The sequence below is a fragment of the Mycobacterium rhizamassiliense genome (assembly GCF_900157375.1).
Classification (GTDB): Bacteria; Actinomycetota; Actinomycetes; order Mycobacteriales; family Mycobacteriaceae; genus Mycobacterium; species Mycobacterium rhizamassiliense.
On sequence record NZ_LT721901.1, the window covers coordinates 438332 to 456141 of the forward strand.

Annotated in this window: 20 protein-coding genes; 12 read left to right on the forward strand and 8 right to left on the reverse strand. The window is 68.2% G+C overall.

The genetic code is table 11. The features are described from left to right. Nucleotides 1-108: 108 nt before the first annotated feature. Genes MRAB57_RS02175 through MRAB57_RS02190 form a run of 4 tightly spaced genes read left to right on the forward strand, consistent with a single transcriptional unit; the run spans nt 109 to nt 3829 of the window. Complete coding sequence (locus MRAB57_RS02175) at nt 109-954, forward strand: alkaline phosphatase family protein (RefSeq protein ID WP_077090340.1); 846 nt, start codon at nt 109-111, stop codon at nt 952-954. A 30-nt stretch (nt 955-984) separates the two neighbouring features. Then, nucleotides 985-2307, forward strand: coding sequence for a protein export chaperone SatS (gene satS, locus MRAB57_RS02180; protein WP_077086095.1), 1323 nt, complete (start codon nt 985-987; stop codon nt 2305-2307). 52 nt (nt 2308-2359) lie between these two features. Further along, on the forward strand, nt 2360-3343 hold the full coding sequence (locus tag MRAB57_RS02185; protein WP_077086096.1) for a VWA domain-containing protein: 984 nt from the start codon (nt 2360-2362) through the stop codon (nt 3341-3343). Between the two features lie 45 nt (nt 3344-3388). Beyond that, nucleotides 3389-3829 carry an SRPBCC family protein gene (locus MRAB57_RS02190; RefSeq protein ID WP_077086097.1) on the forward strand — a complete coding sequence of 147 codons (441 nt, stop codon included), beginning with the start codon at nt 3389-3391 and terminating at the stop codon, nt 3827-3829. 4 nt (nt 3830-3833) lie between these two features. Here the strand turns inward: MRAB57_RS02190 and MRAB57_RS02195 are convergent, their stop codons facing one another. Genes MRAB57_RS02195 through MRAB57_RS02205 form a run of 3 tightly spaced genes read right to left on the reverse strand, consistent with a single transcriptional unit; the run spans nt 3834 to nt 6562 of the window. After that, complete coding sequence (locus MRAB57_RS02195) at nt 3834-4487, reverse strand: class I SAM-dependent methyltransferase (RefSeq protein ID WP_077086098.1); 654 nt, start codon at nt 4485-4487, stop codon at nt 3834-3836. A gap of 3 nt (nt 4488-4490) precedes the next feature. Continuing rightward, nucleotides 4491-5498 carry a VWA domain-containing protein gene (locus MRAB57_RS02200; RefSeq protein ID WP_077090341.1) on the reverse strand — a complete coding sequence of 336 codons (1008 nt, stop codon included), beginning with the start codon at nt 5496-5498 and terminating at the stop codon, nt 4491-4493. 53 nt (nt 5499-5551) lie between these two features. Then, nucleotides 5552-6562 (reverse strand): cupin domain-containing protein, encoded by a 1011-nt coding sequence (locus tag MRAB57_RS02205; protein ID WP_077086099.1) that lies wholly within the window; start codon nt 6560-6562, stop codon nt 5552-5554. 141 nt (nt 6563-6703) lie between these two features. Here MRAB57_RS02205 and MRAB57_RS02210 point away from each other — a divergent pair, with 141 nt between their 5' ends. The 4 genes from MRAB57_RS02210 (at nt 6704) to MRAB57_RS28440 (ending at nt 10097) form a co-directional block, all read left to right on the forward strand. Next, complete coding sequence (locus MRAB57_RS02210) at nt 6704-7387, forward strand: GntR family transcriptional regulator (RefSeq protein ID WP_077086100.1); 684 nt, start codon at nt 6704-6706, stop codon at nt 7385-7387. Nucleotides 7388-7424: 37 nt separating this feature from the next. Beyond that, entirely contained in the window at nt 7425-8852 is a 1428-nt protein-coding gene (locus tag MRAB57_RS02215) for an HNH endonuclease signature motif containing protein (protein WP_077086101.1), read from the forward strand. A gap of 93 nt (nt 8853-8945) precedes the next feature. Further along, nucleotides 8946-9323, forward strand: a complete 378-nt coding sequence (locus MRAB57_RS02220; protein WP_077086102.1) for a hypothetical protein — start codon at nt 8946-8948, stop codon at nt 9321-9323. Between the two features lie 507 nt (nt 9324-9830). Beyond that, nucleotides 9831-10097 (forward strand): hypothetical protein, encoded by a 267-nt coding sequence (locus MRAB57_RS28440; RefSeq protein WP_157900550.1) that lies wholly within the window; start codon nt 9831-9833, stop codon nt 10095-10097. A 12-nt stretch (nt 10098-10109) separates the two neighbouring features. On the opposite strand, the gene MRAB57_RS02225 is transcribed toward MRAB57_RS28440, so the two are convergent. Genes MRAB57_RS02225 through MRAB57_RS02240 form a run of 4 tightly spaced genes read right to left on the reverse strand, consistent with a single transcriptional unit; the run spans nt 10110 to nt 13750 of the window. Continuing rightward, on the reverse strand, nt 10110-10928 hold the full coding sequence (locus MRAB57_RS02225) for an MBL fold metallo-hydrolase (protein ID WP_245835801.1): 819 nt from the start codon (nt 10926-10928) through the stop codon (nt 10110-10112). Nucleotides 10929-10965: 37 nt separating this feature from the next. Then, nucleotides 10966-12054 carry an adenosine deaminase gene (locus tag MRAB57_RS02230; protein WP_077086103.1) on the reverse strand — a complete coding sequence of 363 codons (1089 nt, stop codon included), beginning with the start codon at nt 12052-12054 and terminating at the stop codon, nt 10966-10968. Continuing rightward, nucleotides 12051-13352, reverse strand: a complete 1302-nt coding sequence (locus MRAB57_RS02235; RefSeq protein WP_077086104.1) for a thymidine phosphorylase — start codon at nt 13350-13352, stop codon at nt 12051-12053. The genes MRAB57_RS02230 and MRAB57_RS02235 overlap by 4 nt, the downstream gene beginning before the upstream one ends. Further along, the gene (locus MRAB57_RS02240) at nt 13349-13750 is read right to left on the reverse strand and encodes a cytidine deaminase (protein WP_077086105.1); all 402 of its coding nucleotides are present in this window, start codon (nt 13748-13750) and stop codon (nt 13349-13351) included. Before MRAB57_RS02240 ends, MRAB57_RS02235 begins: the two co-directional genes overlap by 4 nt. A gap of 229 nt (nt 13751-13979) precedes the next feature. Between MRAB57_RS02240 and sdhC the strand changes: the two genes are divergently transcribed. The 4 genes from sdhC to MRAB57_RS02260 are packed head-to-tail and all read left to right on the forward strand — an operon-like array spanning nt 13980 to nt 17334. After that, nucleotides 13980-14318, forward strand: a complete 339-nt coding sequence (sdhC, locus tag MRAB57_RS02245; protein ID WP_245835803.1) for a succinate dehydrogenase, cytochrome b556 subunit — start codon at nt 13980-13982, stop codon at nt 14316-14318. Next, on the forward strand, nt 14315-14785 hold the full coding sequence (locus MRAB57_RS02250; protein WP_077086107.1) for a succinate dehydrogenase hydrophobic membrane anchor subunit: 471 nt from the start codon (nt 14315-14317) through the stop codon (nt 14783-14785). Before sdhC ends, MRAB57_RS02250 begins: the two co-directional genes overlap by 4 nt. Before the next feature lie 3 nt (nt 14786-14788). Continuing rightward, complete coding sequence (gene sdhA, locus MRAB57_RS02255) at nt 14789-16543, forward strand: succinate dehydrogenase flavoprotein subunit (RefSeq protein ID WP_077086108.1); 1755 nt, start codon at nt 14789-14791, stop codon at nt 16541-16543. After that, a complete protein-coding gene (locus tag MRAB57_RS02260) occupies nt 16543-17334 on the forward strand; it encodes a succinate dehydrogenase iron-sulfur subunit (protein WP_077086109.1) in 792 nt (263 codons plus the stop codon). The genes sdhA and MRAB57_RS02260 overlap by 1 nt, the downstream gene beginning before the upstream one ends. Here MRAB57_RS02260 and MRAB57_RS02265 read toward each other — a convergent pair. After that, complete coding sequence (locus MRAB57_RS02265; RefSeq protein WP_077086110.1) at nt 17331-17786, reverse strand: condensation domain-containing protein; 456 nt, start codon at nt 17784-17786, stop codon at nt 17331-17333. The two genes, MRAB57_RS02260 and MRAB57_RS02265, sit on opposite strands and share 4 nt — an antisense overlap. Between the last annotated feature and the right edge of the window lie 24 nt (nt 17787-17810).

Below are 17810 nucleotides of genomic sequence, written 5' to 3' on the forward strand. Positions count from 1 at the left end.
CACGCATCTTTGCGGGCCGGAACGGCCGTTCGCCGCTCATATACTGCGCGCGTGAACCACGAAACTCGAAGCCGCAGAAGGCTGATCAGGTGGGCCTACCGCACCCTGATGCTGGCCGGCGCGGCGACGCTGATCACGGCGGTCGCCACGCCGTTGACTCCGCGCGTGGGCCTGGTCGCGGCGACACTGCCCCGCCCGGCACACGTGGTAATCGTGGTGGAAGAGAACCGTTCTGAGGGCCGCATCATCGGCAGCCCGTCCAACCCGTTCATCAACGCGCTGGCGTCCCGCGGGGCCAACATGGCCCAGTCGTTCGCGGAGACGCATCCGAGCGAGCCCAACTACCTGGCGCTGTTCGCCGGCAACACCTTCGGCGTCACCAAGGACACCTGCCCGATCAACGCCGGCAACGCGCCCAACCTGGGATCCGAATTGCTGGGCGCCGGCTACACGTTCATCGGCTACGCCGAAGACCTGCCCGCGGTGGGCTCACCCGCTTGCAGCGCAGGCAAATATGCGCGCAAGCACGTGCCGTGGGCCAACTTCGCCAACGTGCCCGCGACGAACTCGGTGCCGTTCTCGGCGTTTCCGATGGGCAACTACAACAGCCTGCCCACGGTCTCGTTCGTCATCCCCAACAACGACGACAACATGCACGACGGCTCGGTCCCCGCGGGTGACGCGTGGCTGCAGCGCAACCTGTCGGACTACGCCAACTGGGCGGTGGCCAACAACAGCCTGCTGATCGTCACGTGGGACGAGGACGACGGCTCCGGTGCCGGCGGCCGCAACCAGATCCCGACCATCGTCTACGGCGCACACGTGCAGCCCGGCACCTACACCGAGCAGATCAATCACTACAGCGTGCTGTCCACGCTGGAACAGATGTACGGCCTGCCCAAGACGGGTAACGCGGCCAACGCTGCCCCCATCGCGACCATCTGGGCCCCATAGGCTCATCGGTCGTCGCCTATTCTGTGCCGCATGGCTGCTGACCTCCTGCCCATCCGACTGAGCTTGTCCGCCGGTGACCGTTACACCGTGTGGGCACCCCGCTGGCGGGACGCCGGCGACGAGTGGGAGGCGTTCCTGGGCAAGGACGAGGACCTGTTCGGCTTCGAGACCGTCGCCGACCTGGTCGCATTCGTGCGTTCGAACTCCGACAACGACCTGGTCGACCACCCGGCGTGGAAGGCCCTGACCACCGCGCACGCGCACAGCCTCGAGCCCGCCGACGACCAGCACTTCGATCTGGTCGTCGTCGAGGAATTGGTGTCGGAGAAGCCGACCGAGGAGTCGGTGAACGCGCTGGCCGAGGCGCTGGCGATCGTGTCGTCGATCGGGTCCGTGTGCGAGCTGGCCGCCGTCTCGAAGTTCTTCAACGGCAACCCCAGCCTGGGCACGGTGTCCGGCGGGATCGACCACTTCACCGGCAAGGCGGGCGCCAAGCGCTGGAACTCGCTGGCCGAGGTGATCGATCGCAGCTGGGACGACGTGCTCGCCGCGATCGACGGCATCGTCACGACCCCCGACGTCGACTCCGCGCTGTCGGAGAAGGCCGCCGAGGAACTCGCCGAGGAGCGCGAGGAGCCGGAAGAGGACGAGGCCGAGGACGGCGACGAGACCGAAGACGCCGTCGACGAGACGCAGGACGACGACGAGGAAGACGCCGCGGACGAAGTCGACGACGAGGACGAGGTCGAGGCCGAAGCCGAGGACGAAGAGCGCGCGCCCGGCGACACGGTCGTGCTCGGCAGCGACGAGGACTTCTGGCTGGAGGTCGGCATCGACCCGGTGCGGATCATGACCAGCTCCGGCACGTTCTTCACGCTGCGCTGCTACCTGGACGACCGCCCGATATTCCTGGGCCGCAACGGCCGCATCAGCGTGTTCAGCTCGGAGCGGACGCTGGCCCGCTACCTGGCCGACGAACACGACCACGACCTGTCCGACCTGAGCACCTACGACGACATCCGGACCGCCGCGACCGACGGCTCCCTGTCCATCGACGTCTCCGACGAGAACATCTACGTGCTGTCCGGGCTGGCCGACGACTTCGCCGAGGGCCCCGACGCGGTGGACCGCGATCAGCTGGACCTCGCCGTCGAACTGCTTCGCGACATCGGCGACTACTCCGAGGACCCCACGATCGACAAGGCGCTCGAACCGGGCCGGCCGCTGGGCAAGCTGGTGGCCCACGTGCTCGAGCCCGATTCCGTCGCGAAGCCGTCCGCGCCCTACACGGCGGCGGTGCGCGAGTGGGAGAAGCTGGAGCAATTCGTCGACGGACGGCTGCGACGCGAATAGCGTCGGTGTGACCGGCCTTGGCCCATAAGGACCAGAAGGAGAGGTAAGTCGAGTGTCGCTGCCCGGCATCGGCCCGCTCCCGCTATACGGGTTCCAGCGTCCGGGCATGCTGCTGTTCGCCGTGATCCCGGTGGCTCTGCTGGCCGTCTACGTCCTGGTCCAGTTCCGGCGGCGCCGCCGCCTGCACCGGTTCACCGAGGCGCGGGTGCCGCAGCCGTGGTGGCGCCACATCCCGATCGCGGTGTCACTGCTGGGCCTGGCGCTGCTGACGATCGCGCTGGGCACACCGACGCACGACATGAAGATCCCGCGCAACCGCGCCGTCATCATGCTGGTGATCGACATGTCGAATTCCATGCGCGCCACCGACGTCGACCCCAACCGGCTCAAGGCCGCCGAGCAGGCGGCCGGCAAGTTCGCCGCCCAGCTGACGCCCGGGGTCAACCTGGGGCTCGTCGGGTTCGCCGGGACGCCGTACCTGCTGGTGCCGCCGACGCCGCAACACCAGGCGACCATCGACGCGCTGGGCAAGCTCAACTTCGCCGAGGGCACCGCGACCGGCGAGGCCATCTTCACCGCCCTGCACGCGATCGAGGCCGCGGGGCTCACGGGCGGGGACACCCCGCCGCCGGCCCGCATCGTGCTGCTGTCCGACGGCGGCGAGAACCGGCCGACGAACCCCAGCGACCCCCATGACGGCGCCTACACGGCCTCGCGCCTGGCCAAGGACCAGGGCGTGCCCATCTCCACGATCTCGTTCGGCACCCCGAGCGGCAACATCGTGCTGGACGGGGCGCACATCAACGTCCCGGTGTCGACGGACCAGATGCGGACCATCGCGAGGCTGGCCGGCGGGCAGTCCTACACGGCCACCAATCTCGGCGAACTCGAAAAGGACTACGACGCCATCCAGAACGAGATCGGCTATCGCACAGTGCCCGGTCCCGGCAGCTCAGGGTGGCTTCGCCTCGGTGTGATCACAACGTTGATCGCCGCGGCGCTGGGGCTGCTGCTCAATCGGCGCCTGCCTACTTAAAGCCGGGGCCTTGCGCAGCGGGCCCTGGTTTGACAGTCTTATTAGATGAGTAAGGTAACCCTAACTACGGAGTTGCCGATCTCGGCCGAGACGGCAGCGGGCCTGGCGCGAAAGCCACAGCTGATGCGGTTCGTGCTCGGGCCGTATCTGAACACGCGGGGCCTGGAGGTGCCCGAACGGATCGAGGTCGGTACCCAGGGTTCGGCGCGACTGTGGTGGTTCGGCGTCATCCCGACGTGGACGCACCACCTGCTGATCGAGAAGCTCGACGACACCGAGATCGCCACCCGCGAGCACGGCGGGCCGGTGCACACCTGGAACCACCGGCTGACGTTCGTGCCGATCGGCGAGAATCAGTGCCGCTACACCGACGAGATCGAGACCGACGACGGGCTCACGGGCTTCGTCACGCGGCTGTTCATCCGGGCGATGTTCAAGCACCGGCACCGGCGCTGGCGAGTGCTCACCGAAATCCTCGAGCCGTAGGCCGCTACTCCCGCAGGCGCGCGTCGAAATGCGCGATCGCCCCGGTGCAATCCAGGGCGTCGAGTGCAAGGCCCGCCTCGGTGAACCAGCGCCGGGCATCCCGGATAGTTCCGGCCGGGCCGAAGGCGCCGGCCGCGCGTAGCACCGACATGTAGGCATCGGACCGGGCCAGCTGGCCCCGGACCGCGAACTCGCCGAGCAGCCGGCCACCGGGGCGAAGACACCGGGCCATCTCGGCGACCGCCGCCCCGGGATCGGGCACGCAGTGCAGCCCGTTGAAACACAGGCAGAGATCGAATTCGTTGTCGGCGAAAGGCATTCGATCGATGCTCGCCTTGACCAGCTCGACGTCGCCATACCGGGCGCGGGCGCGGTCCAGCATGGCGGCGGATACGTCGACGCCGACGTAGCGGACCCGCTGCCCGGGCCGTATCCGTGATATGACGGCGCCTCCCCCGCACGGGACGTCGAGAATGTCTGTGCCATCGGGCATTTCGGCGACCACCGCCATCGCGCGGTAGATGCGACCGACGTCGGCGCCCATCACCACGCGCCCGAATCCTGCCGCCACCCGCGGGCGTTGCATCGCCCACTCGTACGACGACCCCACGGTCCGCACGAAGAACGGGCGCTGCCAAACCCGGCTGACGTCGGGCACGGCCTAGGCCGGCAGCCTGCGGTTCAGCAGCAGACCGGCCAGCACCGCACCGGCCATGGCCACCGAACCGAGCAGCATCCACGCCAGGCTCGCGTCACCCTTCACGGTCTCGTAGCCGATCTGGCGTTGCAGCGTCGTGTAGACGCTCTTCAGCGACTCCAGGCTGTCGGCGTGAAACGCCTCGCCGTCGGTGATCTTGCAGATCTCCTGCAGCGTCTGGTCGTCGACCGGCACCGGAATCGTCGCGCCCTGATACACCACGGTGCCGTCGGGCGTGCCGAACGAGATCGTCGAGATCTGGACGCCCTCGGCCTTGGCCGCGCGGGCCGCGGTGAACGCGCCCTGCGGGGCGTTGGGGTCCAGCGGAACGTTCTCGGCGCCATCGGATTCCAGCACGATGCGCGCCGGCGGGGGCCCGTCGCCGCCGCCCATCACCGCGCCGACGGTCGCGATCGCCTGCAGCGCGGTGAAAATCCCTTCCCCGGTAGCGGTTTTCGGCGCCGCCTGCAGGCCGTCGATCGCCGACTTGACCGCGCCGCGATTCGTCGTCGGCGAGACCAGCAGCGTGGCGTTGGCCGCGAAGGCCACCAGCCCGAGGTTGATCGCCGGGGTCAGCTGGTCGGCGAATTGCTTGCCGGCCTCCTGCGCGGCCGCGAGCCGGTTCGGCGCGACGTCCGTGGATGCCATGGACTCCGAGATGTCGATGACCAGCATCACCACCGCGCGGTTGAGCGGGATCCGGATGTCGGTGGTCGGGCCCGCCATCGCCGTCGTCAGCAGCACCAGCGACGCGGCGAGCAGGACCGTCGGGATGTGCCGCAAGCGACTGAGCCGCGCCGGTGCCACCCGCTCCAGCACTTCCATGTTGGCGAATCGCAGCACGCGGCGCCGCCGGGCGTATTGCTGCGCGACGTAGATGCCGATCAGCAGCAGCACGGCCAGTAGGAACAGGAAGAACCAGGCGTGCTCGAAGCCCGTGAGCGACACCGGACCCAACAGGGGCACCTTCATGTCCAGCCACACTATTCGTCAATCGCTGGCGGTGCACCGACCGCCACCGCAGGTCAGCCCGCGACGAGATCGCGGCGCTGGGTGAATTTGATGTCCAGGCTGCGCAGGTGGGTCTGCAGCCCCGCGTCCTGAACGGGGATCAGGTGCGCGGGCTGGTCGGTCTCGTTGAAGTGGGCGTGCCACATGCCCGGCGGCGTGGTGAAGGCGCCGCCGGCCTGCCAGTCCACCCGGATCGGGTCGACGATGTTGCCCCGCTCGTCGAGTCGGGTGCCCAGCAGCGAGTAGCAGCCGCTGGCTGGGGCGTCGAGGATCAGGTCCAGCGCGACCGACTGGTGTCGGTGTGGGCGCTGCTCCTGATTCGCCGGCAGCACGCCGAACATGGCCCACAGGACGTGGGTGATGGTCAGCGTCTGCTCCTGGTTCTCGTTGGCCAGCAGCACGCTGACCCGGCTCTTGTCGTTGGCGCCCGGGCGCGACGCGATCTCCTCCAGCTTCGCCACCGCGTCCGACCGGCGGAACTTGGTCGCCCGGAACCGCGGCTCGCGCGCCTCGGCACCGAGGTAGCGCATCAGCGGCTCGTCGTGCACCCAGTACATGGCCGCGTCGGCGTCGGCGTAGAACACCGAACTGGTGCCGGCGGGCAGCGTCAGGAAGTCGCCCTTCTCCCACTGCACCAGCTGGCCGTTGACCGCGGCGAAGCCCCGGCCGTAGAGCACGTAGTACAGCTGCGAGGTGGCGTTGGGACTGGTGTCGATCTGCTGGTTGGCCCGGATGCGCACGAAGTTGGCCAGCAGCGCGGGGCTGGTCGCCGCGCCGGTCTTGATACCCAGGGCGTCGGACAGGTCCAGCGGAATGATTCCGGTCGGCTGGTCCATGTACACGTCGGGCCCGAACTGGGTGATCGGCACCTGCGGCGCGTCACCGGAGCCGATCGGGTTGGCGGCCTTGGAGTATTCGAAGTAGCAGGCGTCGTCGGCCCAGTCCACGAACCGGCCTTCGAACCCGTATTCGGCCACGTTGGTCATTGGCGCGGGGACCGTCGGGTCCAGGTTCACGGTGGACATGTCGATCTCCTTGCTTCGGGCTGCATCTTGTGTCTGAATCGTATCTATCTAGTATCTCAGTGTCAATCTCCGCAGGTAGCAGCGCTGGGCGTATGGTCATAGACACGGTTGAGATACCACTTAGCTACAAGAGGGGGCGTCGTGGCAGCAAAGAGCTCGCGGCCGGCCACGGCCAAGGACCGCGCACTGGACTACGTCAAGACGCAGGTGCTCACCGGCGCGTTCCCCGGCGGCGAGCTCATCAGCGAGGGCGACGTCGCCGCCGTGCTGGGGATGTCGCGCACCCCCGTGCGCGAGGCGTTCCTGCGGCTGGAGGCCGAGGGCCTGCTGCGGCTGTACCCACAGCGCGGCGCCCTGGTGGTTCCGGTCTCGCCCGACGAGGTGCGCGCCGTCATCGAGGCGCGGCTGATCCTCGAGCAGTTCGCAGCCGGCAAGGTGGTCGGCCGCGGCCCCGCCGCCTGCGCCGCGGTATTCGAGCGGCTCTCGGGTGAACTGCGGCGGCAGCGCGATGCCGCGGCGGCGGACGACTGGCGGGAGTTCCTCGACGCCGACCGCGCCTTCCACGCGATCACGCTCGACGAGTCGGGCAACGCGATCCTGTCGGGTTTCTACTCGACGCTGCGCGACCGCCAGATGCGGATGATCGGCGAATCGACGCTGCGCGAACCACATCGGGTGGCCACGATCATGGACGAGCACCTGGGCATCGCCGAGGCCCTGCGCGACGGCGATCTGCCGCGGGCGCTGCGGGCCGTGCAGGCACACCTGGCCAGCACGGTGCGCGCCATCGGGATGGCCGTGGAGCCGTCGCTCATCGGCGGCTGAAGAATTCTTGTCAGAGGGCCGCCCTATACTCGAACACATGTTCGATAGTTCTGAGTTGCTCAGTCGGATCGGCGATGCGGCGCGGGCGGAAGCCCAGGCCGCCGCGGCCCGCCTGATCGCGATCGGGGACCTGTTCCGGCTCCGAGTGGCCCAACACGGCGGCTGCGAGGAGTGGGCCACCGACACCTGTGACGAGGTGGCCGCCGAAATCGCCGCCCAGCTGTCCACCAGCTTGGCCATGGCCCACAGCAACCTGCGCTATGCGCGTGCCATGCACGAGCGCCTGCCGCGGGTAGCCGCGGTTTTTGCCGCCGGCGACATCGACTTCCGGCTGTTCCGCACGATCGTGTTCCGTACCGATCTGGTCGTCGACGCCGATGCGCTGTGCTCCGTCGACGCCCAACTCGCCATCAAGGCGCCCCGCTGGCCGTCGATGACGAGCTGGAAGCTCGCCACCGAGGTCGATCGGGTGGTCGCCAAAGTCGATCGCGACGCGGTGCGCCGGTCGCAACGGGACGCGACCGACCGATACCTGGAGTTCACCCCGATGGAGCAGGGCATGGCGCTGGTCAACGGCAGCGTGTTCGCGACGGACGGACAAGCCCTCGATCGCAGGATCGACGAAATCGCCCGCACGGTCTGCGCCGACGACCCCCGCACCCTGCGCCAGCGGCGCGCCGACGCGCTGGGGGTGTTGGCCGCCGGCCGGGATCGTCTGGCCTGCGGCTGCGAGAAAGCCAACTGCCCCATGGCATCTGGATCGAGACCCGGATCCTCCGTAGTGATCCATGTGGTGGCCGAGCGCGCCACCCTGGACGGGGCCGGTGCGGCGCCAGGATTTCTTTACGGAGACGGGATCATCCCGGCCGACATGCTGCGCGAGCTCGCCAAAACTGCCAAGCTACAACCGATTACGCTGCCGTCGACGCCGGAGACCGGATACGTGCCGTCGCGGTCGCTGGCTGACTTCGTGCGTGCCCGCGACCTGACCTGCCGGGCGCCCGGATGCGACCGGCCGGCCACGCGGTGCGACATCGACCACACCGTTCCGCACGCCGACGGCGGGCCCACCCATCCATCGAATCTCAAATGCCTTTGTCGACAACATCATCTGCTCAAGACATTCTGGGGCTGGCGAGATGAACAGCTCGCGGACGGAACCGTGATCTGGTCGGTCCCGGACGGCCGCACGTACGTCACCACACCCGGCAGCGCCGTGCTGTTCCCCGGGCTGTGCGCGGGCGTCGACGTCCCGCCGACCGTCGCGACGTCCGAAGCGCGCTGCGGCGACCGCCACGCGATGGTGCCGCGACGTGCCCGCTCTCGGGCACAGAACCGCGCCGCTCGCATCGCCGCCGAACGCAGGCAAAACGAGGCGGCACGCGAAGCTCGCCGAAGACGTTGGCAATATGCCTATGCCGAGCCGCGCCACACGGCCGACGACGATGAGCCTCCACCGTTCTAGCTGCTAATGCGCGATTATTGGGATCGGTAGCGATCCGGAAGGTGTGCACTTGCCGCAACCCAGCAGCAAACCTTCCGGAAAGGCCGCGAAGCGATGGCACACCGCAACACCGTCAAGAAGTTGATCGCCGCGACGTTCCTATCGGCCGGCGTCGCGCTGTCCGGTGCCGGCCTGACCACGGGCACCGCGTTCGCCCAGCCGGGACCGCTGCCGCTGGACGCATGGCCCGGCTGCCCGAACGACCATCCGTCCGGGCCGTGCCACTGGTGCCCGGGACAGCCCTTGCCGCCGACCGGCAATCACGTGACCAACCCCGTGCGGTGGGACAACAACATCTGCCACACGTACTACTACGTCTACTTCGGACAGGGCAACGTCGCCCAAAACATCTGGGACGGCGACAATCCCCCGCCTCCGCCCAACAAGGACAACTGCCAGCAAATCCTCGGAATCTTCTGTCCGAAAGCGTGACGGCGTCGAATGGGCCTGCCGCCCAAGTCGCGCCGCGTCGTCCTCGCGCCCCCGGTCGCCGTTCCCCATGGCGTGAAAACCACCGCACCGTACTGACATTTGTCTAATTTCACCCGCAGGTGTCGGGCCGCAGCCGGGCGCGTCAGCTACCCGACCCAATCGGTCCTCGCCCGTGGGTCGTCCGTTTGAAATTGCCTCTTCCGCAAAGGGAAGCGAGCGTGTCAAAGTAAGTAGATACCGACCTTGGGGGGATACATGGACGGGTGTACCACCGCGGGCTTCCGCGGCACGATCACGAAACTTGTTGTGGCCGCGGCACTTATCGCGGCGGCTCCGGTCGGCATGGCGGCTCCCGCGAAGGCGGATGACTCGCCGACTGGCCCCTCGGACCCCAAATGCATAACCATGCCCACGGATCCGGTTTGTCAGGGTGGCCCCTATGCGCCGCCGGCTGGGGCAGCCCCGAACGGCCTTCCCACCGGCCCGCTGGATCCGCAATGCGCCGCCATGCCGGCCGACGCCGCTTGCCTGGGAAGCCCGTTCATCCCGCCACCGCCGCCCGCGGCCGCGCCCGTGGCACCGCCACCGATCGCTCCACCACCGATGGACCCCATCGCCCCACCACCGATGGCTCCCATCGCCCCGCCGCCGATGGCCCCGATCGAGCCGCCGCACATTGACACGCCGACGATGGGCGGCATGGGCGGCATGGGTGCGATGGACCACATGGGCGCGATGGACCACATGGGCGGCATGGGGATGGGCCACATCTAGCTGGCCACGACGTCAGCCTGACGTCGGTGTTGGCGGCACCGTCCAATGGCCCAGCGCGGCCAGCCCAAGCACCTCGGAGATTCCCGCGTCCTCGAAAGCGCGTCGTATGTCATCGACGCCTTCGGTGACGTGCGCCCAGCCGTCGATGTGCGCCGGAATGACGAGTTTGGCCCGCAGTACCTCAGCGGCAGCCGCCGCCCACGCACTGTTCAATGTCAGGAGTCGCTCGTGTTGCCGGCCCGGCACCCGCGCGGCGCCGGCGAACAGCACCGCCACGTCGATCGGGCCCGAGCGGGCGGCGATGTCCGCCACCGCCTCCAACGATGCGTTGTCGCCGCTGAGATAGATGGTGGGCAGGCCATCCCCGGTGAGCACGAAACCCGTTGTCTCACAAGTCACATTGCCGCCAGCATCACGATCGCCGTCCGCAGGACCGTGCACCGCGGGGACCGCTTGTACGGTAACCGCCCGCCTGCCGTCTGATGCATGCAGCTGGACCGACTCCCAGGGAGCCAGCCCCTGTGCCGACGTCCCGAGCCGCCCGGCCGCGCCCGGGTTCGTCAGGATCCGCGGCGCATCGAGTGCGAAGCGGCGCCCCTCGGTGTCCAGATTGTCCACGTGGTCGTCGTGACTGATTAGCACCGCATCAACCGCACCAAGGGCCGAAGCTGCGATCGCCGGACCTGACGTCTTGGTCAAGTGGCCATTAACGCCAGGACCATCGAACGTCGGGTCAATTACAAAGCGCCACCCTGCCAAATCGACGACCGTCGTCGGTCCGCCCAAAACGCTGATACCGACCGGCTGCCTGTTCGCATCCACGTTGCCCACGGGGGGTGAAACACCGTGCCCGCGCAGAATGTTCCGGCTAGCCGATCAACACCGCATACCGCGGCTTGATCACCTCGTCGATGATCGCCAGCCGCTCGTCGAACGGGATGAACGCCGACTTCATCGCGTTGATGGTGAACCGCTCGAGGTCGCTCCACCCGTAGCCGAATGCCTCGACCAGCCGGTGCATTTCGAGGCTCATCGTGGTGTCGCTCATCAGCCGGTTGTCGGTGTTGACGGTCACCCGGAACCGCGCCCTGGCCAGCAGGTCGAAGGGGTGGTCGGCGATGCTTTTGACCGCGCCGGTCTGCACGTTGGAGCTGGGGCACAGCTCCAGCGGAATTCGCTTGTCGCGCAGGATCGATGCCTGCTGGCCCAGCCGAACGGCCCCGTCCTCGTCCACGTCGATGTCGTCGACGATGCGCACCCCGTGGCCCAGCCGGTCGGCGCCGCAGAACGCGATCGCCTCGTGGATGGACGGCAGCCCGAATGCCTCACCGGCGTGAATTGTGAAGCGCGCGTTGTGGTCTCGCATGTATTCGAAGGCGTCCAGGTGGCGCGTCGGCGGGTTGCCCGCCTCGGCCCCGGCGATGTCGAAACCGACAACTCCCTTGTCCCGGAACCGAATCGCCAACTCGGCGATCTCCCGCGACACCGCTGCGTGCCGCATCGCGGTGACCAGCAGGCGCACCTTGATGGGGCGTCCCGCCTCGGCGGCCGCCCGCTCGCCGGCGGCGAAACCCTGCAGTACGGCGTCGACGATCTCGTCGAACGACAGCCCGCGATCGATGTGCAGCTCGGGGGCGAACCGCACCTCGGCGTAGACCACCGAATCGGCGGCCAGGTCCTCGACGCACTCGTAGCCGACGCGGTAGAGCGCCTCGGGCGTCTGCATCACCGCCACGGTGTGCGAGAACGGCTCCAGGTACCGCTCCAGCGAGCCGCTGTGCGACCGGGTGCGGAACCAGGTCGCCAGCTCTTCGGCGTCGGAGGCGGGCAGCCCGTCGTAGCCGACCTGGCCGGCGATCTCCAACACGGTCGACGGGCGCAGGCCGCCATCGAGGTGATCATGCAGCAGGGCCTTCGGCGCTTTCCGGATCTGCGCCAGACTCAAGTGGGTGCTCACGTCGCGATCCGATCGATGATCAGGGGTCGCCGCACCGGGGCAGCGTCGCCGACGCTGAAGGCGCCGTCGAGCTCGGCCAGCGCGGCGCCAAACCGGTCCGGGGTGTCGGTGTAGAGGGTGAACAACGGCTCGCCGGGTGCGACGGGTTCGCCGGGACGGCGGTGGATCCGGACGCCGGCGCCGGATTGCACGCTGTCCCCCGGCCGGGACCTGCCCGCACCGAGCCGCCAAGCCGTGAGCCCCACTGCCATCGCGTCGATATTGCCCATTGTGCCGCCACGGCCGGCGGTCACGGTCTCGGAGTGCGCACCGATTGGCAACGGAACCGACAAGTCGCCGCCCTGGGCCGCGACCAGCTGCCGAAACCGGTCCATCGCGGTCCCGTCGCGCAGCGTCTGCGCCGGGTCGCGGTCGTCGATCCCCGCCAGCTCGAGCATCTCGCCGGCCAGCCGCAGCGTCAGCTCCACGACGTCGGGCGGGCCACCGCCGGCCAGCACCTCCATGGCCTCGGCGACCTCGAGTGCGTTGCCGACGGTCGCGCCCAGCGGGCCCTCCATGTCGGTGAGCAGCGCGCGGGTGGGCACCCCGTGCGCCGCGCCCAGGTCAACCATCGTCTGCGCCAGCGCCCGGCACTGGTCCTCGGACGGCAAGAACGCGCCCGAGCCCACCTTCACGTCGAGCACCAGCGCCCCGACGCCCTCGGCCAGCTTCTTGCTCATCACCGAGCTGGCGAGCAGGGGCAGCGACTCCACCGTGCCGGTGACATCGCGTAGCGCGTACAGCTTCTTGTCGGCCGGGGCCAGCCGGCCCGCGGCGAATATCGCCGCCCCGATCTCACCGAGTTGGCGGCGCAGCCGCTCGTCGGACATCTCCGCGGTGAAGCCCGAGATCGCCGCCAGCTTGTCCAGCGTGCCGCCGGTATGACCCAGCCCGCGCCCGGACGTCTTGGGCACCGCGGCGCCGCAGGCGGCGACGATCGGGATCAGCGCCAGGGTCGTCTTGTCCCCGACCCCGCCGGTGGAGTGCTTGTCCACCGTCGCCAACCGCCGCCCGTCGTGGCACAGATCACGAAAGTCCATCCGCTCACCGGAGGCCACCATCGCCGATGTCCACCGGGCGATCTCGCCGGCATCCATGCCGCGCCAAAAGATCGCCATCAACAACGCCGACATCTGCTCGTCGGCGACGTCGCCGTCGGTGTAGGCGCTTATGACCCAGTCGATCGCCGCATCGGACAGCCGGCCGCCGTCGCGTTTGGTCCTGATCACTGTCGGCGCATCGAAGGCGAAGTCGCTCAAGGGCGTTCTCCGGCAAGGTCATCGGCGCTGAACGCGTCGGGCAGTAGCTCGCCGAGGGGGCGCGGGCCCGCCGGGTGGTCGATCAACAGCTCTGGGCCGCCGTGCTCGAGCAGCACCTGCCGGCAGCGACCGCACGGCATCAGCGTCGCCCCCCGCCCGTCGACGCACGCCAGGGCCACCAACCGGCCGCCACCGGTCGAGTGCAGGGCACTCACCAGGCCGCATTCGGCGCAGAGAGCAAGGCCATATGAGACATTCTCCACATTGCAGCCGGTCACCACCCGGCCGTCGTCGACCAGCGCCGCAGCACCGACCGGGAAGTGCGAGTACGGCGCATATGCTCCCGCGGACGCTTGTATCGCCTTGTCCCGCAGCGTGTTCCAATCAATGTCAGGCATACCGCAACCCCGATCGCCGATGGGCCGGCTTAGCAAAGCCACCCATCACTCTGGCACGACGACGGCGACGCGCGCCCGCTTTGCTTGGTAGGAACTCGATTGTCGCCGGGCTAAGCTCGATTGCCCGGCTTTAGATTCCACGAAGGCGGTGAGGACTGCTTTGAGCACAGAGGCGACGACCGCTAGCAAAAGGCGACCGCCCCGGACCCTGTATCGGGGCGATCCCGGGATGTGGTCGTGGGTGCTGCATCGCATCAGCGGCGCGACGATCTTCTTCTTCTTGTTCGTCCACGTCCTGGACGCCGCGATGCTGCGGGTGAGCCCGCAGGTCTACAACTCGGTGATCCACGACTACCAGATGCCCATCGTCGGCCTGATGGAGTACGGCCTGGTCGCCGCGGTGCTGTTCCACGGCATGAACGGGGTCCGGGTCATCCTGATCGACTTCTGGTCGGAAGGCCCCCGCTACCAGCGGTTGATGTTCTGGATCGTCGGCGTCGTGTTCCTGTTGCTGATGGTCCCGGCCGGCGTGGTGATCGGCGTCCACATGTGGGAGCACTTCCGATGAGCAGTCCCGACCTTCAGCTCAACCGGGGCGACCTCGCCCCGGTCAAACAACACAGTCACGACCGTCCGGCCAGTTTGGACAACCCCCGCTCGCCGCGCCGTCGCGCCGGCATCCCGAACTTCGAGAAATTCGCGTGGCTGTTCATGCGGTTTTCCGGTGTCGCGCTGCTGGTTCTGGCGATCGGGCACCTGTTCATCATGCTGATGTGGGACAACGGCGTTTACCGCATCGACTTCAACTACGTCGCGCAACGCTGGGCCTCACCGTTCTGGCAATTCTGGGATTTGGCGCTGCTGTGGCTGGCGCAATTCCACGGCGGTAACGGCCTGCGCAACATCATCGACGACTACAGCCGCAAGGACAGCACCCGGTTCTGGCTCAACAGCCTGCTGCTGTTGTCGATGGGATTCACGTTGGTGCTGGGCACCTACGTGCTGATGACCTTCGACCCGAACATCGGAGGCTGACGCGTGATCCAGCACCATCGATACGACGTGGTGATCGTCGGCGCGGGCGGCGCCGGGATGCGCGCGGCCGTCGAGGCGGGCCCGCGGGTTCGCACCGCGGTGCTGACCAAGCTCTACCCCACCCGTAGCCACACCGGGGCGGCCCAGGGTGGCATGTGCGCCGCGCTGGCCAACGTCGAGGACGACAACTGGGAATGGCACACCTTCGACACCGTCAAGGGCGGCGACTACCTCGCCGACCAGGACGCCGTGGAGATCATGTGCAAGGAGGCGATCGACGCCGTCCTGGACCTCGAGAAGATGGGGATGCCGTTCAACCGCACCCCCGAAGGCCGCATCGACCAGCGCCGCTTCGGCGGCCACACCCGCGACCACGGCAAGGCCCCGGTCCGCCGGGCCTGTTACGCCGCCGACCGCACCGGCCACATGATCCTGCAGACGCTCTACCAAAACTGCGTCAAGCACGACGTCGAGTTCTTCAACGAGTTCTACGCGCTGGACCTGGTGCTCACCCAGACCCCGACGGGCCCGGTGGCCACCGGCGTGGTGGCCTACGAGCTGGCCACCGGCGAGATCCACGTCTTCCACGCCAAGGCCGTCGTGCTCGCCACCGGCGGCTCGGGCCGGATGTACAAGACCACCTCCAACGCGCACACCCTGACCGGCGACGGCATCGGCATCGTCTTCCGCAAGGGACTTCCGTTGGAGGACATGGAGTTTCACCAGTTCCACCCGACCGGCCTGGCCGGCCTGGGCATCCTGATCTCCGAGGCCGTGCGCGGCGAGGGCGGCCGGCTGCTCAACGGCGAGGGCGAGCGGTTCATGGAGCGCTACGCCCCGACCATCGTCGACCTGGCCCCACGCGACATCGTCGCCCGCTCAATGGTTTTGGAGGTCCTGGAGGGTCGCGGCGCCGGACCGCACAAGGACTACGTGTACATCGACGTCCGCCACCTCGGCGCCGATGTGCTGGAGGCCAAGCTGCCCGACATCACCGAATTCGCCCGCACCTACCTGGGCGTGGACCCGGTCAAGGAGCTGGTCCCGGTCTACCCGACATGCCATTACGTGATGGGCGGCATCCCCACCACGGTCACCGGACAGGTGTTGCGGGACAACACCTCTACCGTCCCGGGCTTGTACGCCGCCGGCGAGTGCGCGTGTGTGTCGGTGCACGGCGCCAACCGGCTGGGCACCAACTCGCTGCTGGACATCAACGTGTTCGGCCGCCGCGCCGGCATCGCCGCCTCCGCCTACGCGCAGGGCCACGACTTCGTCGACCTGCCGCCGGAACCGGAAGCCATGGTCGTCGGCTGGGTGGCCGATATCCTGAGCGAGCACGGCAACGAGCGGGTGGCCGACATCCGCGGCGCCCTGCAGCAGACGATGGACAACAACGCCGCCGTGTTCCGCACCGAGGAGACGCTGAAGCAGGCGCTCACCGACATTCACGCCCTCAAGGAGCGGTACGCGCGAATCACGGTGCACGACAAGGGGAAGCGCTTCAACAGCGATCTGCTGGAGGCCATCGAGCTGGGCTTCCTACTGGAGCTTGCCGAGGTCACCGTCGTCGGCGCGCTGAACCGCAAGGAGTCGCGCGGCGGCCACGCCCGCGAGGACTACCCGAACCGCGACGACGTCAACTACATGCGCCACACCATGGCCTACAAGCAGGGCACCGATCTGCTGAGCGACATCACGCTGGACTTCAAACCCGTGGTGCAGACCCGCTACGAACCCAAGGAGCGGAAGTACTGATGACTGCCGAGACCGAGCTGGAGACCCTGGATCCGCCGCTGCCGCCGATCCCGGACGGCGCGGTGATGGTGACCCTGAAAATCGCCCGGTTCAATCCGGAGGATCCCGATGCCTACGCGAAAACCAGTGGGTGGCAAAGCTTTCGGGTCCCATGCCTGCCGAGTGACCGGCTGCTGAATCTGCTCATCTACGTCAAGGGCTACCTCGACGGCACCCTCACCTTCCGCCGCTCCTGCGCCCACGGCGTGTGCGGGTCGGACGCGATGCGCATCAACGGCGTCAACCGGCTGGCGTGCAAGGTGCTGATGCGCGACCTGCTGCCCAAGAAGCCGGGCAAGGCGCTCACCATCACGGTCGAACCCATCCGCGGGCTGCCCGTGGAGAAGGACCTGGTGGTCGACATGGAGCCGTTCTTCGACGCGTACCGGGCGATCAAGCCGTACCTGGTCACCACCGGCAATCCCCCGACGCGCGAACGGATTCAGAGCCCGCAGGACCGCGCCCGCTACGACGACACCACCAAATGCATCCTGTGCGCGTGCTGCACCACCAGCTGCCCGATCTTCTGGAACGAGGGCACCTATTACGGCCCGGCCGCGATCGTCAACGCGCACCGGTTCATCTTCGACAGCCGCGACGAGGCCGCCGGCGAGCGCCTCGACATCCTCAACGAGGTCAACGGCGTGTGGCGGTGCCGCACGACATTCAACTGCACCGAATCCTGCCCGCGCGGCATTCAGGTCACCAAGGCGATCCAAGAGGTCAAGCGCGCGCTGATGTTCTCGCGCTAGGCGGCCAGGCCGGCCCTCTGTTCGCGCCGCAGCACCCCGCCGCCGTAGGCCGACACCAGGTCGTCGACGACGACCGGCCAGGACGCCCGGTCGGTGCACAGGTAGCTGGCGGTGAGCACCAGCCGGTCGCGGGCACCGGGCAGCAGGGACACCGCGAACAGCCGGCCGGTGCGCATGTCGAAGCTGTCGCGCTGCCGCGAGATCGCGTCGCCGACGGCCGTGCCGGGCGGCTCGACCGCCCAGCCCCAGGCGCCGCCGGGGCGCGTCGTCCACTTGTCGAGGAACGGCTCGAACATGGTGCCCAGCGCGGGGTGGGCGGCGAACACCGACTCGACGGCGGTGCACAGGCGCGTCTGATCCAGTCGCGAGTCGGCGGCCAGGACGTCGGTCTGGAACCAGAACCTGACGTCCTCGAGGCGCGGCAGGTCGGTGAGGGCTGTGTAAGCGGTCATGGATAGCCACTGTGTGACCAGGGC

Bases quoted from the DNA above. Each gene is read 5' to 3' on its own strand.
- MRAB57_RS02250 (WP_077086107.1), top strand. From the start codon at position 14,315: ATGAGCAGTCCCGACCTTCAGCTCAACCGGGGCGACCTCGCCCCGGTC.
- satS (WP_077086095.1), top strand. From the start codon at position 985: ATGGCTGCTGACCTCCTGCCCATCCGACTGAGCTTGTCCGCCGGTGAC.
- MRAB57_RS02215 (WP_077086101.1), top strand. From the start codon at position 7,425: ATGTTCGATAGTTCTGAGTTGCTCAGTCGGATCGGCGATGCGGCGCGG.
- MRAB57_RS02205 (WP_077086099.1), bottom strand. From the start codon at position 6,562: ATGTCCACCGTGAACCTGGACCCGACGGTCCCCGCGCCAATGACCAAC.
- sdhC (WP_245835803.1), top strand. From the start codon at position 13,980: ATGTGGTCGTGGGTGCTGCATCGCATCAGCGGCGCGACGATCTTCTTC.
- MRAB57_RS02260 (WP_077086109.1), top strand. From the start codon at position 16,543: ATGACTGCCGAGACCGAGCTGGAGACCCTGGATCCGCCGCTGCCGCCG.
- MRAB57_RS02175 (WP_077090340.1), top strand. From the start codon at position 109: ATGCTGGCCGGCGCGGCGACGCTGATCACGGCGGTCGCCACGCCGTTG.
- MRAB57_RS02240 (WP_077086105.1), bottom strand. From the start codon at position 13,750: ATGCCTGACATTGATTGGAACACGCTGCGGGACAAGGCGATACAAGCG.
- MRAB57_RS02220 (WP_077086102.1), top strand. From the start codon at position 8,946: ATGGCACACCGCAACACCGTCAAGAAGTTGATCGCCGCGACGTTCCTA.
- MRAB57_RS28440 (WP_157900550.1), top strand. From the start codon at position 9,831: ATGCCGGCCGACGCCGCTTGCCTGGGAAGCCCGTTCATCCCGCCACCG.
- MRAB57_RS02200 (WP_077090341.1), bottom strand. From the start codon at position 5,498: ATGAAGGTGCCCCTGTTGGGTCCGGTGTCGCTCACGGGCTTCGAGCAC.
- MRAB57_RS02190 (WP_077086097.1), top strand. From the start codon at position 3,389: ATGAGTAAGGTAACCCTAACTACGGAGTTGCCGATCTCGGCCGAGACG.
- MRAB57_RS02265 (WP_077086110.1), bottom strand. From the start codon at position 17,786: ATGACCGCTTACACAGCCCTCACCGACCTGCCGCGCCTCGAGGACGTC.